The sequence below is a fragment of the Lacisediminihabitans sp. genome (genome assembly GCF_036404185.1).
Lineage (GTDB): Bacteria > Actinomycetota > Actinomycetes > Actinomycetales > Microbacteriaceae > Lacisediminihabitans.
This window is the reverse complement of sequence record NZ_DASWPB010000161.1, coordinates 24709-39587: the sequence shown is the minus strand read 5'-3', so window position 1 is coordinate 39587 and position 14879 is coordinate 24709. Positions and strand designations below refer to the sequence as shown.

At 68.7% G+C, this 14879-nt stretch carries 15 protein-coding genes and 4 tRNA genes; 7 read left to right on the top strand and 12 right to left on the bottom strand.

Translation table 11 applies throughout. The features are described 5' to 3' along the window. Both VGC18_RS11525 and VGC18_RS11520 read right to left on the bottom strand, forming a co-directional pair. The coding region (locus tag VGC18_RS11525; RefSeq protein WP_331097471.1) for a threonine--tRNA ligase at window positions 1-1319 on the bottom strand (1319 nt) is incomplete at its 3' end. Window positions 1320-1486: 167 nt separating this feature from the next. Then, window positions 1487-2026, bottom strand: coding sequence for a hypothetical protein (locus tag VGC18_RS11520; RefSeq protein ID WP_331097465.1), 540 nt, complete (start codon window positions 2024-2026; stop codon window positions 1487-1489). Window positions 2027-2140: 114 nt separating this feature from the next. Here VGC18_RS11520 and VGC18_RS11515 point away from each other — a divergent pair, with 114 nt between their 5' ends. Beyond that, a complete protein-coding gene (locus tag VGC18_RS11515; RefSeq protein WP_331097463.1) occupies window positions 2141-2284 on the top strand; it encodes a hypothetical protein in 144 nt (47 codons plus the stop codon). A gap of 31 nt (window positions 2285-2315) precedes the next feature. Here the strand turns inward: VGC18_RS11515 and VGC18_RS11510 are convergent, their stop codons facing one another. The 4 genes from VGC18_RS11510 to VGC18_RS11495 form a co-directional block, all read right to left on the bottom strand. Next, on the bottom strand, window positions 2316-3419 hold the full coding sequence (locus VGC18_RS11510; protein ID WP_331097460.1) for an acyl-CoA desaturase: 1104 nt from the start codon (window positions 3417-3419) through the stop codon (window positions 2316-2318). Between the two features lie 303 nt (window positions 3420-3722). Next, a tRNA-Val gene (locus VGC18_RS11505) sits at window positions 3723-3794 on the bottom strand. Between the two features lie 31 nt (window positions 3795-3825). Further along, window positions 3826-3899 (bottom strand) — tRNA-Cys (locus tag VGC18_RS11500). Window positions 3900-3949: 50 nt separating this feature from the next. Further along, window positions 3950-4021 (bottom strand) — tRNA-Gly (locus VGC18_RS11495). A gap of 100 nt (window positions 4022-4121) precedes the next feature. Here VGC18_RS11495 and VGC18_RS11490 point away from each other — a divergent pair. Next, window positions 4122-4197 (top strand) — tRNA-Val (locus tag VGC18_RS11490). A gap of 26 nt (window positions 4198-4223) precedes the next feature. On the opposite strand, the gene VGC18_RS11485 is transcribed toward VGC18_RS11490, so the two are convergent. The 5 genes from VGC18_RS11485 to zapE form a co-directional block, all read right to left on the bottom strand. Beyond that, window positions 4224-5195, bottom strand: coding sequence for a squalene cyclase (locus VGC18_RS11485; RefSeq protein ID WP_331097458.1), 972 nt, complete (start codon window positions 5193-5195; stop codon window positions 4224-4226). Between the two features lie 43 nt (window positions 5196-5238). Next, window positions 5239-5865 carry a cation diffusion facilitator family transporter gene (locus tag VGC18_RS11480; RefSeq protein WP_331097456.1) on the bottom strand — a complete coding sequence of 209 codons (627 nt, stop codon included), beginning with the start codon at window positions 5863-5865 and terminating at the stop codon, window positions 5239-5241. A gap of 20 nt (window positions 5866-5885) precedes the next feature. Further along, window positions 5886-6917 (bottom strand): hypothetical protein, encoded by a 1032-nt coding sequence (locus VGC18_RS11475; protein ID WP_331097454.1) that lies wholly within the window; start codon window positions 6915-6917, stop codon window positions 5886-5888. A 68-nt stretch (window positions 6918-6985) separates the two neighbouring features. Beyond that, a complete protein-coding gene (locus VGC18_RS11470) occupies window positions 6986-8260 on the bottom strand; it encodes an ammonium transporter (protein ID WP_331097452.1) in 1275 nt (424 codons plus the stop codon). Window positions 8261-8485: 225 nt separating this feature from the next. Then, a complete protein-coding gene (gene zapE, locus VGC18_RS11465) occupies window positions 8486-9505 on the bottom strand; it encodes a cell division protein ZapE (protein WP_331097450.1) in 1020 nt (339 codons plus the stop codon). A gap of 154 nt (window positions 9506-9659) precedes the next feature. Here zapE and VGC18_RS11460 point away from each other — a divergent pair, with 154 nt between their 5' ends. Genes VGC18_RS11460 through VGC18_RS11450 form a run of 3 tightly spaced genes read left to right on the top strand, consistent with a single transcriptional unit; the run spans window position 9660 to window position 11782 of the window. After that, window positions 9660-10559: a sulfurtransferase gene (locus VGC18_RS11460; protein ID WP_331097448.1), complete on the top strand. Its 900-nt coding sequence runs from the start codon at window positions 9660-9662 to the stop codon at window positions 10557-10559. Between the two features lie 45 nt (window positions 10560-10604). Beyond that, a complete protein-coding gene (locus VGC18_RS11455) occupies window positions 10605-11045 on the top strand; it encodes a SufE family protein (RefSeq protein WP_331097447.1) in 441 nt (146 codons plus the stop codon). Continuing rightward, window positions 11042-11782 (top strand): dihydrofolate reductase family protein, encoded by a 741-nt coding sequence (locus tag VGC18_RS11450; protein WP_331097446.1) that lies wholly within the window; start codon window positions 11042-11044, stop codon window positions 11780-11782. The genes VGC18_RS11455 and VGC18_RS11450 overlap by 4 nt, the downstream gene beginning before the upstream one ends. Here VGC18_RS11450 and VGC18_RS11445 read toward each other — a convergent pair. Next, window positions 11770-12969: an alpha/beta hydrolase family protein gene (locus tag VGC18_RS11445; RefSeq protein WP_331097445.1), complete on the bottom strand. Its 1200-nt coding sequence runs from the start codon at window positions 12967-12969 to the stop codon at window positions 11770-11772. The genes VGC18_RS11450 and VGC18_RS11445 overlap by 13 nt on opposite strands. A 22-nt stretch (window positions 12970-12991) precedes the next feature. On the opposite strand from VGC18_RS11445, the gene VGC18_RS11440 reads away from it, so the two are divergent. Both VGC18_RS11440 and VGC18_RS11435 read left to right on the top strand, forming a co-directional pair. After that, entirely contained in the window at window positions 12992-13588 is a 597-nt protein-coding gene (locus tag VGC18_RS11440) for a DUF3000 domain-containing protein (protein ID WP_331097444.1), read from the top strand. A gap of 88 nt (window positions 13589-13676) precedes the next feature. Continuing rightward, window positions 13677-14867 carry an HRDC domain-containing protein gene (locus VGC18_RS11435; RefSeq protein WP_331097469.1) on the top strand — a complete coding sequence of 397 codons (1191 nt, stop codon included), beginning with the start codon at window positions 13677-13679 and terminating at the stop codon, window positions 14865-14867. The last annotated feature ends 12 nt before the right edge of the window (window positions 14868-14879 follow it).

Sequence of the window (14879 nt, the reverse complement as noted above, 5' to 3'; positions counted from 1 at the left end):
GTCTCCGTCGCATCCGCCCACGCCTCGTCCGAGCCGACCGACTTGGCGGGATCGCGGGTGGAGAGCTCCAGATAGAAGTCCGCAAGCCCGTAGCCGCGCAGGGTCTCGAAGACGAACTCCAGCTGACTGGCGATCTCGGCCTTCACCTCCTCAGGGGCGACGTAGATGTGCGCGTCGTCCTGGGTCAGGCCGCGCACCCTGGTCAGGCCGGAGAGGGTGCCGCTCTTCTCGTAGCGATACACCGTCCCGAACTCGGCCAACCGCAGCGGCAGCTCGCGATAGCTCCGTCCCCTGGAGCGGTAGATGAGATTGTGGAACGGGCAGTTCATCGGCTTGAGGTAGTAGTCCTGGCCCTGGCGCGTGACATGGCCGTCCTCGTCGATCTCCTCGTCCAGGTGCATGGCCGGGAACATCCCGTCCTTGTACCACTGGAGGTGACCGCTGGTCTCGAACAGCGTTCCCTTGGTGATGTGCGGCGAATAGACCTGCTCGTAGCCGTTGGCCACGAGGCGCTGCCGCATGTAGTTCTCGATCTCCGCACGGATGATCCCCCCCTTGGGGTGGAAGACCGCGAGCCCGGATCCGATCTCGTCGGGGAAGGAGAAGAGGTCGAGCTCCTGTCCGAGCTTGCGGTGGTCGCGCTTGGCGGCCTCCTCCAGCCGGGTCTGGTACGCGCGCAGCTCGTCCTTCGTCGGCCAGGCCGTGCCGTAGATCCGCTGGAGCTGCTTGTTCTTCTCCGACCCGCGCCAGTACGCGGCGGCGGTGCGGGTCAGCGCGAAGCCGTTGCCGATGAGGCGGGTGGTGGGCAGGTGCGGGCCGCGACAGAGGTCCTTCCACACGGTCTCGCCGGTCCGCGGATCGACGTTGTCGTAGATGGTCAGCTCGGTCCCGCCGACCTCCACCGATTCGTTGTCGTCGGTTCCCCCTGCGCCCTCGCCGACGTGGCTCTTGATACCGATGAGCTCGAGCTTGTACGGCTCCGCCGCCATCTCGGCCCGTGCCTCGTCCTCGGTCACCACCCGGCGGACAAAACGCTGGCCCTGCTTGATGATGCGCTCCATGGCCTTCTCGACGGCCTTGAGATCTTCGGGGGTCAGCGGGGTCTCGATGTCGAAGTCGTAATAAAAGCCGTCGACGATGGGAGGACCGATGCCGAGTCTGGCCTCCGGGTTGATCGACTGGAGCGCCTGCGCGGCGACGTGCGCCGCGGAGTGCCTCAGGATGGCCAGGCCGTCCGCGGAGGAGATGTGGACAGGCTCCGCCGTCTGTCCGGCCGTCACCGTGGCGGCGAGGTCGAGCAGGTCGCCGTTGACCCGCATCGCGACGACGCCCCTGTCGGTGAACAGTCCGAAGCCGGTGGTCGTCTCGGCCGCCGTGATCGACTCGAGAACGGACTCGTTGCCGGCGGGCGATTCTGACACGACTGAGGTGCTCCTTTACGAGGGGAAATGGCTGTCCTTCAACTGTAGCGGGGCTCCGGACCCTGCTATCGCCCGCGGCCGCCGAAACCGAAGGGGCGCCGCCGGGTGCGTCGCTCGTTCGTCGTCCTCAGCACCGCGGCGCGGATTTCCGAGGAGGTCGCGACGCCGAACTCCACCTGACTGGCGAGGATGGCCGCGATGCGCGCCGTGCGATCGGCATCGGGAATCCTGGCCGTCGCGACCAGTACCCTCCCCTCCCTGCCCTCGTGCACGGGCATCCAGTTCTCCGCCAGGTAGAGCTCGGCCGACCATCGGAAGAAGATCCCCCGGTCGATCCTGGACCGGGAGAGCGGGACGATCGGAAGTCTCCAGGCCGTCGCCACGACCTTCACCAGGGCCCGGGGATCGAGCAGTCCGCGCTCGATCAGGATCTCGTCGACGTGCCGGTCGCTGTTCCCCGCCAGGGCCGCCGCCTCCTCGAGATCGGCACGGCCGACCAGGCCGGACTCGACGAGGAGCGCCGCGAAGGCCGCGTCCTGCATCGAAGGCTCACCACCGGCCGCGACCATCTCCCCATCGTCCTGGACCGGCCCGTGGTGGGCCATCCCCCATAGACGTGTCAGCGACCGGATCCGCCGGAGTCCTCGCGTTCCGGCCGGACTCCGCGTACCGTGGCCGACGCGCGGAGCATTCGAGCTCCGCCCATTAGGGAATCTGCAATGGCAGAGAACCACATCGGTGTGCCGCAGGCCGGTGCCGACGACATGACCTTCGAAGAGGCACTGAACGAGCAAGAGAGCGGCTACCGCCTGCCGGTCGTCCGCCTCGTTCCGCCTCCCCTCGACGTGCTCCCCGCCGCGTGAGGAGGCCGGAGGGCTGAGCGCCGCCCCGCGATCAGCGGCCGAACGCGGTCGCCGCCGGGCAGTCGAAGGGGTCGCCGCCGGCCGACAGCCCCACCCGGTTGAGGTAACGGATGACGATCCCGTACGACTCGGTCAGCGACGTCTCCGTGTAGACGATGCCTCGATCCGCGCAATACTTCTTCGCGATCGCCCTGGCCTTGCCGAGGTTCGGGCGCGGCATGTTCGGGAACAGGTGGTGCTCGACCTGATGGTTGAGACCGCCCATCAGGGTGTCCATGCTCCAGTTGCCCCGGATGTTGCGCGAGGTGAGCACCTGGCGGCGGAGGAAGTCCACCTTGGCGTCATGCGGCAGGATCGGCATGCCCTTGTGGTTGGGCGCGAAGGAGGCGCCCATGTACACCCCGAAGACGGCCAGCTGAACGCCGACGAAGGCACCGGCCACGCCGGGCGGCAACACGGCGAAGAGCACGGCGAGATAGAGCGAGCTGCGAAGGACGAGCATGGATGCCTCGGTCCGCCGCCGTTCGACCTTGCCCCTCCCGAACACCGTCCGGAAGCCCTGCACGTGCAGGTTCAGCCCCTCGAAGACGAGGATCGGGAAGAAGAGGTAACCCTGGTGTCTCGTGAACAGGGCGCCGATCCCCCGCGTCTTCGCGGCATCCGCCTCGACGAAGGAGATGGTGTCGCGGGCGATGTCTGGATCCTTCCCGACCACGTTCGGATTGGCATGATGCCTCGAGTGCTTCGTCATCCACCACGAGTAGCTGATGCCGACCACGAGGTTCGCGAGGGCCCTCGCCGCGACGTCGTTCGCCTTCCCCGACTCGAAGACCTGCCGGTGGGACGCCTCGTGGGCCAGGAACGCGTACTGGGTGAAGACGATGCCGAGCGCTCCGGCCATCAGTAGCTGGTACCAGGAGTCCCCGAGCAGCAGCACCCCGCTGACGACGCCGGCGAGGGCGAGGGTGACCAGGCCGAACATGAGGTAGTAGAAGCCGCGACGGCGGCGGAGGAGCCCGGCGTCCCTCACCGTCCTGAGCAACGCGGAGTATTCCGTGGTCGGATTGGACCGATCTCCTCCCGGCCGGGTTCTGGTGAACACCGGCCTGGGCGACTCGGAGGATGGACCGCTCATGATGAGTCTCATTCCACTGGGAGGTGAGGCGACCGAGGTCCTGGGCTACCGATTCCGGCAAGCGTAGGCATCGTGGCTGAGTTTCAGGTGGATGCCGGCGAGATTTCCGCGGACTCGATCCGACAAAACACAAGGCCCCGAAACGTGTGTTTCGGGGCCTTGTCTTCGGTGGGCGGTACTGGGATCGAACCAGGACGATCGCCTGGGAGCGAGCGCGAAGCGGTCGCGGCGATCGTCGGGGCGCCGGCTCGATCCGACAAAGCACAAGGCCCCGAAACGCCTGTTTCGGGGCCTTGTCTTCGGTGGGCGGTACTGGGATCGAACCAGCGACCTCTTCCGTGTCAGGGAAGCGCGCTACCGCTGCGCCAACCGCCCGGGTTGTTCTCGTGCCTGTCTATCGAGTGAGTGGAGGTGGCGACGGGATTTGAACCCGTGTGGACGGCTTTGCAGGCCGCTGCCTCGCCTCTCGGCCACGCCACCATGTGTGGGTCCCCACGTTTTTGATGAATCCAGTCGTGAGACTTCACTCGAGCGGATGACGAGATTCGAACTCGCGACCCTCACCTTGGCAAGGTGATGCGCTACCACTGCGCCACATCCGCATGCCCGCATTTCTGCGTGCTCAGTGACTCTATCCGATTGTGTGCGACAGAGCCAAACCCGCACCGGAGTGGCGTGTTGTTATGGCAGGATTGTCTCCGCGGGCGATTGGCGCAGTTGGTAGCGCGCTTCCTTCACACGGAAGAGGTCATCGGTTCGAGTCCGGTATCGCCCACCATTTGATCGAGGTTCCACCCCTTTCCCTCAGTTCAACCCGTCCCACCAGTCGAGCACCCGGGTGGCGTAGAACGTGACCCACTTCGAGGGCTCTCCGATCGGCACGTCGACCTCGAACCAGACCCGCCCCGGGTAGCGCGCCTCCTGGAGGAACGTGCCGTCCTCACGACGCCTGCCGCGGATGACCTCGACCGCCTCGGCGATCCGCGGATCGGGGGCGGCGCCTTCGTGGAGCGAGAGCCGCCGGAAGTGATCGGTCGCGCGCAACACCGTGTAGTGGTGCCGGAACGGGTAGGCGAGGGTCCTCACCCCCGGTACCACGTCTTCGCCGGTGGAGAGGCGGCGCAGCAGGCGGCGTTCGAGCAGGTACTCCTCCCCCGTGCGCCGCGCCTCGCGCATCCTCGTGTCACCGGTGCGGCGCTCGTAGTCGAGGATGCCGCGCACGGCGTTGAGCGTCGAGTGCACGGACGAGCGGGTCGAACCGGAGCCCTCCTCCGCCTCGCAGTTCCAGCCGCCGTCCGGCATCCGATGTTCGGGGAACCAGGCGACGAGTTTCGAGACGTCCGCGCCGAGCCACGCGCCGTTGCCGAGCGTGAAGGAGTTGATGCAGACGTCGACCTCGCCGTCCCAGTAGGGCAGGCCGTTGTAGTCCCACCGGCTGTTGGCCTGAAGCCTCTCTGCCGTGTCGGCGAGGGCGGAGGCGTCCAGGCCCCATTCGCGGAGCGCATTGAGGCTCCAGGTCGTCGCGACCCAGGGCTGACCGGGTTCGTCCTGCTCGGCACTGCCGAAGAACCCCTTCGGGAAGAAGGATCCCCCGGCCCACTGCCCGTCCCGCTCCTGGTGGGCGAGCAGCCTCGCGCCGATGCCCTCCGTCGCGACGCGCGCCCGAGTGGCCCGCCATACCTCCTGCGGTTCCCCGGCGAGGTCGCGCTCGACCTGCCAGCGCAGGGCGGGATCCGAGTCGAGGAGCCAGTCGAGGACCGTCGTTTCGAGCACCATGCGCCAACGCTACCCGGGCTCCACTACCCCGTCGAGGCAGTCCTCAGGAATGGGAGTGGTGGTCCTCGACCAGCTCGGCCTCCCAAGCCTCGCGGCCCTCCATGATCGCGAAGATCGCGATGACGAATCCGGCGACGGCGTCGAGCCAGGTCCAGCCGACGAGGGCGTAGGCGAGAAGACCCGCGAAGGTGGACACGGACAGCCAGGCGCACAGCCGGGTCTCGGCGGCGTCGGCCATCACCAGCAGAGAGCCCATCGCACGGCCGGTACGCATCTTCACCCACGCCAGCAGCGGCATGACGACGATGCTCGCGCCGGTCAGGACGATTCCCGCGACGGAGATGTCCGGGCGCTCGCCCACGGCCAGGCTCCTGATCCCATCGACGACGAGGTAGAGCGCCAGGGCGAAGAAGGTCACGGAGATGAAGCGCAGCGCGACCTTCTCCTTCGCCTCGTCCGGTTCGGCTCCCCGGAGTTCGGCCCTGAGCCGCACCAGGACCACCACGGCGGAGGCGACCTCGATGGCGGAGTCCAGCCCGAAGCCGATCAGCGAGACCGCGCCGGCCACGACGCCCGCAAAGACGGCGACGAGACCCTCGAGGACGTTGTAGCCGATGGTGAACGCGGCGAGGCCAACGGCCCGACGGGGCAGGCGGGTGTCTGTCGTCATGCTGACAGCCTAAAGCGGCCTTACAGCGCGGGGGGCGGGAAAGGATCCTGCGCCCGCTCAGGACGTCGGCCGAGGCGTCCGATGATCGCCCCGCCCGCTGCCCCCAGCCCGAAGGCCAGGGCCCCCGTCGCCAGCACGACCTCGAGCTGTCCGATGAGCAGCTCCGGTTGGCCGGTGTAGATGAACCCGAAGTCATCCGCGAGGGCGCCGAGCAGCACCAGACCGAGACCGGATCCGACCGCCAGGACGAGCGGCAGCCGGACCGCCAGCGCGGCCCGCGGCAGCAGGGCTCCGACGGCGCCGGCGATGACCCCGACGAGGACGGCCAGCGGAGGCTCCAGGAAGGCGCAGGCGGGCGCAGCAGCCGCCAGCCCGGCCGCCAGCCCGATCGTGATGCCGGCGGCCGTCGAGGAACGGTGCCGGATGCGCTCCACCACCGCCCCGGTCACGAGCGCGGCGAGCGGGGTCAGCAGCGTGTTGAGGACGATCGTCGGCGTCGATGGATCGATCGCCATCTCGAACGCGACCAGCCACCCCAACCAGCCGGCCCACAGCAGAACGAGCACCCACAGCGAGCGCCAGGGCACCGAGCCCGGCGTGACGGTGCCCCTCCCGGCCGTCGCCGCCCCCGCCGCCGCGGCGCCGGCGGCGACCAGCGCGGGCAACGAGGCACCGAGATCGATCGCCCCGGTGCTCGGGAACAGGAAGCCAAGGGCGCGGCCGAAGACCACCATGACGGCCGGCACGAAAACGAGCGCGGTCAGCGGCACGACGAGCGACACGAGGACCCACGGCCGGCCCCGGGGCAGCGGTGCGGTCGTGAGCACGGCGAACAGGCAGGCCAGCGCGGCCACGGGGGCGACGAAGGCCCCGGGCAATCCGGTCACGCCGGTGGCCCAGGCCGCAAGCACGACGACCACCGCCCCCGCCGCGGGAACGACGCCGCGCCATGACCGGGAGGCCGGGCGCCGCCAGAATGCGGAGAGCGCGGCGGCCACCACCAGCACCGAAACGGTGGAGAGCGCGCTCAGACCCACCGCCGCCGTGCCCATCAGACCTCCCCAGCAAGAGTAAGGGGTGCCGCCCGGATGGACGGCACCCCTGACCTACTTCTGGTCGATCACGCGGTCTCGAGCGCGTAGCCCTCTTCGCCGTGGACGATGGTGTCGACACCCGCGACCTCGTCCTCGTTGGTGATCCGGAAGCCGATCGTCTTCTGGATGATCCAGCCGATGGCGTAGGCGAGGATGAACGAGTAGATCCCGATGCCGAAGCCGGCGACCGCCTGCACCCCGAGCTGCTTGAAGCTGCCCGAGTCGATGAGGCCGATGCCGCTGCCGAAGATGCCGATGTAGAGGGTACCGAGCAGACCGCCGACGAGGTGGATGCCGACGACATCAAGCGAGTCGTCGAAGCCCAACTTGAACTTCAGGTCGATGGCGAGTGCGCAGACCGCGCCGGCGAGGATGCCGAGCACGATGGCCCAGCCGGGAGTGAGGATGTTACAGGCCGGGGTGATCGCGACGAGCCCGGCGACCGCACCGGATGCCGCGCCGATCGACGTCGGCTTGCCGTCCTTGATCCGCTCGACGATCAGCCAACCGAGGATCGCCGCGGCCGGGGCCGCCAGGGTGTTGATCCAGGCGATGGCCGCGACGCCGTCGACCGCCGCCTCGGAACCGGAGTTGAAGCCGAACCAGCCGAACCAGAGCAGTGCGGCACCGAGAAGGGTCAACGGCACGTTGTGCGGCTTGGACATGCCCTTGGCGAAGCCGACCCGCTTGCCGAGGACGAGCGCCAGGGCGAGACCCGCGGCACCGGCGTTGATGTGGACCGCCGTGCCTCCCGCGAAGTCGTTGACACCCAGGTTGTGCGGCGCCCAGCCGTCCGCGAGGTTGAACACCCAGTAGGCGACCGGGAAGTACACGACCGTCGCCCACACGCCGGCGAAGATCATCCACGAGCCGAACTTCGCGCGGTCGGCGATGGCACCGGAGATGAGCGCGACGGTGATGATGGCGAAGGTCGCCTGGAATCCGGCGAAGGCGAGACCGTTCAGGTCGGGCGACATCGCGCCGTCTTTGCCGATCCCGATGAGCTTGCCGAGGCCGAGGGAGCCGTCGAACGGGTTGCCGAGCCATCCGTGGATGGCCGGGCTGCCGAAGGAGATCCCGTAGCCGTAGAGCACCCAGAGGACGCCGATGAGGCCCATCGCACCGAAGCTCATCATCATCATGCTGATGACGCTCTTGGCCCTCACCATGCCGCCGTAGAAGAACGCGACGCCGGGGGTCATGATGAGCACGAGGGCAGCGGCTACGAGCAGCCACAGGGAATTCAGATTGAGCGTGATGCCGTCAGTCGTGGCATTCGTGAGGACCGACAATGCGACCATGGGTGGGGTTGCCTCTCTCTTTTTTCAAAGGACTCCCTCCGGCAGCTTCGCAGGCTTCGAACGGCCTCAGTCAGGTATCCGCCTCGGGGATGTGGTTAGTTTGGTGCGCCGATATTTCCGCAGCGGTGTCACCGTGTTTCCTGATTGTTACGCGGCGGACGCCCAGGTAAACATCGTGTTTCGGGGTTCTTCCGGTTTGCCGGAAAATTCCGCCCGCTCCGCTGGCTAGAGCTGCCCGGACGTCAGCGCGATCAGTCGCGAAATCGCCCTGAGGTACTTCTTGCGGTACCCGCCGGACAGCATGTCCTCCGCGAACACCTCGTCGAGGGGCGTCCCCGTGGCGAAGACCCGCACCTGCGCGTCGTAGAGCCGGTCGACGAAGGCGACGAACCGCAGGGCATCCGTCTGATTGGCCAGCGGATGCACGTCCGTCAGGGCGATGGCAGCCAAGCCCTCGACGAGCTTGACGTACCTGGACGGATGGACGGACGCCAGGTGCCCGAGCAGCACGTCGAAGGAGTCGACCGTGACCTCGCCGTCGATCGTCTCGATCGCGGCGGCCACCCCGTCCTCGTCGAGGGCGACCGCGTGGCCCTCGAAGGCCCGGCGCCGGTAGTCCAGGCCGTCGATCCGGACCGTCGTGAATCGCGCGGAGAGCGCATCGATCTCCCTCAGGAAGTCCTGGGCGGCGAACCGTCCGTCCCCGAGGGCGTTCGGCGGGGTGTTCGAGGTCGCCGCGATGCGCGACCCGGAGGCGACGAGCTCGGAGAGCAGGCGGGACATCAGCCTGGTGTCACCCGGGTCGTCGAGCTCGAACTCGTCGATGCAGACGAGGGAGGCGCCCCTGAGTAGGGCGACGGTCGGGGCGTATCCGAGCGCGCCGACGAGCGCGGTGTACTCGATGAAGGTGCCGAAGTACTTGCGGCCGGGAGCGAGATGCCACAGCGCCGCGAGGAGGTGGGTCTTGCCGACCCCGAATCCGCCGTCCAGGTAGATCCCCGGCCGCTCGTCGGACGGGCGACGGCGCGAGAACAGGCCGCCCTTCCTCCCCCAGGAGGCGGCGAATCCGCGGATCGCCGCCACCGCCTCGGCCTGCGACGGGTAGTCGGGGTCCGGTCGATAGGAGTCGAGGCTGGCGGTGAGGAACTGCCGCGGCGGTGTCAGCTGGGCGACGATCTCGTCGCCGTCGAGGGTCGAGCTGCGGGTGGTGATGCTGCTGTGCTCGCGCGCGGATCCGGCCGTCACTCCAGGCTGCCCCTCGGGTCTTTCCGTCTGTGTCGAAGTCTTACGAGAGCCCCCTCCGCGGGAATGCCCACCGCGTAGATTCGTTGAAACTCACGTCAAGCCTAGCTCTAGGGTTGTCGGCTATCGTCGCCAGCGGGCGACAGGGGAGGTTGTCATGACCGTCGAGATCGATTCATCCGCGAAGTTCGCCCGGTACGCGCATCCGGAACGGCTGGTCGGCACCGACTGGCTGCAGGCGCATCTCGGAAGACCCGGGCTCGTCGTCGTCGAATCGGACGAGGACGTCCTGCTCTACGAGACCGGCCACATCCCCGGCGCCGTCAAGATCGACTGGCACACCGACCTCAACGACCCGGTGGAGCGGGACTACATCGACGGTGGGCGGTTCGCGACGCTCCTCGGGTCCAAGGGGATTTCGCGCGACAGCACCATCGTCATCTACGGCGACAAGAGCAACTGGTGGGCGGCATATGCGCTCTGGGTGTTCACCCTGTTCGGCCACGAGGATGTCCGGCTGCTCGACGGCGGTCGGGCCAAGTGGGAGGAGGAGGGTCGTGAGTACACGACAGAGCCGACCGTTCCGTCTGTCGTGGACTACCCGGTCGTCGAGCGCGATGACGCGCCCATCCGGGCGTACAAGGACGATGTGCTCGCCCACCTGGGCAACCCGCTCATCGACGTCCGCTCGCCGGAGGAGTTCAGCGGGGAACGCACGACGGCACCGGCATACCCGGAGGAGGGCGCGCTCCGCGGTGGCCACATCCCGACCGCGCAGAACGTGCCCTGGAGCAAGGCGGCGGCCGACGACGGGACGTTCCGTCCGCTGGACGAGCTGAACGCCATCTACCGCGACGGGGCGGGCCTCGAGGATGGCGACAGCGTGATCGCCTATTGCCGGATCGGCGAGCGTTCGAGCCACACCTGGTTTGTGCTCACCCATCTCCTCGGCTTCGAGGGAGTCCGCAACTACGACGGATCCTGGACGGAGTGGGGCTCGGCCGTCCGCGTCCCCATCCTCAGGGGCGCGGAGCCCGGCGCGCTGCCCGTTCGCTGAGCGTGCGCATCCGCCTGCCGGGGACGACATGGAATACTTGATCCGGTGACCAGCAGCGACCTCCCGGAGGCCCTCGCCCAGATCCGGGAGGACTTCCTCGGCCTCGAGCAGCACGAGCGCCTCCTGCTCCTGCTCGAGTTTGCCGGCGAGCTTCCCGAGCTGCCTGAGCGCTACTCGGAGCATCCCGACCTGCTCGAACGCGTGGTCGAGTGCCAGTCGCCCGTCTTCCTCTTCGTCGAGGTCGACGCGAATCGGATCGTGCACCTGCACCTGACCGCGCCGAAGGAGGCCCCGACCACCCGCGGGTTCGCCTCGATCCTCGCCCAGGGTCTCGCCGGGCTCACGGTCGAGGAGGTGCTCGCGGTGCCGGATGACTTCCCGAGCACCATCGGTCTCACCGACGCCGTCAGCCCGCTGAGGATCAGGGGCATGACGGGGATGCTCGCCCGCATCAAGCGCCAGGTCCACGAGAAGACCGCTGCGTGATCCTGCGACGCATCTTCCCCGACCGGGGCGAACCCGTCGATCTCGACGAGCCGGGCGCCGACGAGCGGCTCTCGGCCCTCTACACGATGCCCGGCCGATCCTGGCTGCGGCTCAACCTCATCGCCTCGGTCGACGGCAGCGCGGTCGGGCCTGACGGGACGAGCGAGTCCCTGAGCAATCCCGCGGACCGCCGACTGCTCGGTCTCATCCGCCGGACGGCGGACGTCGTGCTCGTCGGGGCCGCGAGCGTTCGCGCAGAGGGCTATCGGCTGCCTCGCGGCCTCCCGCTCGCGGTGATCACCTCGAGCGGGGATCTCTCCGGCCATCGGATCGTGCCAAGGCCCGGCTCCGGCCCGCTCCTGGTCCTCTGCCCCGCGTCCGCCGTGTCCGCCGTCCGCCGGACGCTCGGCGAGGTCTCGGTGGACGTCGTGCCCTTCGACGACGCCGGCGGGCGGCTGGACATGACGACCGTCATCGCGACCCTCCACGCCTCCGGCCTCCCGCGGGTGGTCTGCGAGGGCGGCCCGAGCCTTGCCGCTCAGCTGCTCGACGCCGGCCTGGTGAGCGAGCTCTGCCTGTCGACGAGCGCCGGAATCGGCGGCGATCCCCTGCCCCTTGTCGGCCGGTCGGGACGGCGTCGCGGCCTGGAGCTCGTCCAACTGCTCGCCGACGACCACAGCGGCCTCTATGCCCGCTGGGCCGTGTCCGCCGCGGCGGCGCCCGCTCAGCCGACCTGATCCGGCGCGTCGAGCCTCGCCAGCCAGCCGGAGATCACGCCGTTCCATCGATCGCGATCGTAGTTCCACAGCTTGGTGTGGCTCGCCCCGGTGAAGGCCTCGTAGGTGACGATGTCCGGCCTGGCCTCGGCAAGCGCCCTGGACGCCGTCGGCGGAATGTATCCGTCGTCGTCGCTGTGCATGAGCAGGATGGGCACGGTCAGCTCGGATGCCCGCCGCACGAAATCGAGTCGCGACAGGTCGATCGGAGCGAGCTGCCCGGTCAGCCGCCTGCCCCAACGGGCGCCGATGATCTCCAGCGCGCCGCTGCGGATCGGACTCGGCAGCCCCATGAGCTCTCCCTGATAACGAAGGGCCGTCACCCAGTCGACGACGGGTGAGTCCAGCACGATGCCGCGGACCACCGAGGCACGGGCCGACCGCGTGACGGCCTGCAGGGCCGTCGCCCCGCCCATCGACCAGCCCATCAGCACGACGTCGCGCGCACCGTGGTCGACCGCGAACCGCAGTGCGGCGTCGACGTCACGCCACTCGGTGTCGCCGAGACCGTAGCGTCGATCCGGGCTGTACGGCGCGTCGCCGTCGTTGCGATACGAGATGATCAGCGAGGTGTAGCCGGCATCCCGGAAGACGGGTATCGCTCTGAGGGTCTCCTGACGCCTCACCGCGCGCCCGTGCACCTGGATCACCCATCGGTCCGTCGGCACCGACGATGGCACCAGCCAGGCGGGTGCCTCACCGAGCTCGGTCTCGATCCCGACCTCCTCGAAGGGCGACCCGAGGTCCGCAGGACTGAGGTAGAACCAGCCGCTGAAACGACCCCGTGTCGCCGCGGCGAGGTCGCCGAACCTCACCTCGATGAGCCGACGGGTCACCGAGTCGGCGGACGTCTCGAGGATCTCGCCGATCCGTGCGTAACCGCGATCGCCGGAGAACCAGAGGCCGTAGTCCCCGGGGAGGATGGCATCGCCGGTGCGGCCCAGAGTGATCGTCCGACCGGGCAGGTCGACAGCCACGATCGTGGCATCCTCCCTCTTCCGCCGCGGCGGCGTGACCACCGTTCTCGCGACCACGAGAGTGAGCACCCCGAGACCCGCCGCGGCGAGGCCGAGAAGCGCTCCTGTCCCCACCAGGGCCGGCCGCCACCATCGATGCCCCCGGACGGCGTGCCTTCGAGAATCTGCCACAGTCGAACTTTAGTCTTCACTCGTGCCCGAAAACGTCGCAGGACCGTCGGTGCCGGCAGCCTTTTCCGCCGCGCTCGAGACCATCCGTCACGCCGCCGTGCGGCCCGAGCTGGTGCTGAGCGAGATCCCCTCCCCCGGCGGCCTCGCCCCGCACAGCATCGCCCTCAGTGCGGACGTCAATCCCGCTCGCCACGACTCCGACTCGGAGCTCGGCACCGGCCGATTCATCCTCCTCTTCGATCCGGCCGCGCCGGAGGCCTGGGGAGGTCCGTTCCGGGTGGTCTGCTTCGCCCAGGCACCGCTCGAGACCGACATCGGCACCGACCCATTCCTCGCCGACGTCGCCTGGTCCTGGCTGGTGGATGCACTGGATGCCCGTGGCGCCGGATACACCGCCGCCTCCGGCACCGCGACCAAGATCCTGTCCACCGGATACGGAGAACTGGCCGGCCAGGGCGACGGCGCCCAGCTCGAGCTTCGCGCGTCCTGGACCCCCACGGACCACAACCTCGGCGCACATGTGGAAGGCTGGGGGGAATTGTTATGCATGCTGGCGGGACTGCCGCCGGCGGTTGAGGGAGTCAGTGTGTTAGCGGCCCGTCGAGTCGGACGTGAGTGATCTCGGAGTGGACGACAGAGAACAGGAAGGGCCGCCGCAGGCGGCGACACCCGCGAACGAGGTCAAGCCGGAGCAGTCGCCACACGTTCTGGTGACCGCCATCGACACCCGCGAGGGTTATCTCGAGGCCGTCGAGGCCATCGCGGCCGGAACCGGTCCGATCGCCATCGACGCGGAGCGCGCATCCGGTTTCCGCTATTCGCAGCGCGCGTACCTCATTCAGATCTTCCGTCGCGGAGCCGGGGTGTTCCTCTTCGACCCGCCCGCCATCGGCTCGTTCGCCGAGCTCAACGAGGCGATCGCCGACGAGGAATGGATCCTGCACGCCGCGAGCCAGGACCTCGCCTGCCTGCGCGAGGTCGGCCTCGACCCGACCCGCATCTTCGACACCGAGCTCGGCGCCCGGCTGGCCGGGCTGCCCAGGGTCGGTCTCGGCACCGTCGTCGAGGAACTCCTGGGGATCCACCTCGCCAAGGAGCACTCCGCCGCCGACTGGTCGACCAGACCGCTGCCGCAATCCTGGCTCGTGTACGCCGCCCTCGACGTCGAACTGCTCGTGGACCTCAGGGACGCCGTCGCCGAGCTGCTGGAGAAGGCCGGAAAGACGGAGATCGCCCAGCAGGAGTTCGCCGCCGTGCTGGCCAGGGAGGCGAAGCAGCCGCGCGGCGACGCCTGGAGGCGCCTGTCCGGGCTGCACACGGTCAGGGGTGCGCGCGGCCTCGCGGTCGCCAGGGCGCTGTGGGAGGCACGGGACGACTTCGCTCGTGCGACGGACACCGCCCCCGGCCGGCTCGTGCCCGATGCCTCGCTCGTCGCGGCGGCCAAGGCCATGCCGGAGTCGAAACAGGCCCTCGGCACGCTCAAGGAGTTCAACGGCAGGGCGAGCCGTTCGGAGCTCTCGCGCTGGTGGGAGGCGATCGAACGGGGCAGGACGACCGAGGATCTGCCCGCCCTCAGAGTGGCCGGGGAGACCATGCCCCCACCCCGCGTCTGGGCGGACCGCAACCCGGAGGCCGACAGGCGGCTCAAGGCGGCGCGCGCGCGGGTCACGGCGCTCTCGCAGGAGCTGAGCATTCCGGTCGAGAACCTGCTGACCCCCGAGCTGCTGCGACGGATCTCCTGGACACCGCCTGAACCGCTGGAGCTCGCGAGCATCCGTTCCGCCCTGACCGCGCTGGGAGCCCGGCCGTGGCAGATCGCGACGATCGCCCCCGTCGTCCTCGACGCCTTTGTCGAAGCCGACCAAACGATCGAGGGCGACGCCGGAGCGGTTTCGTAGAAAGAAGCAAAC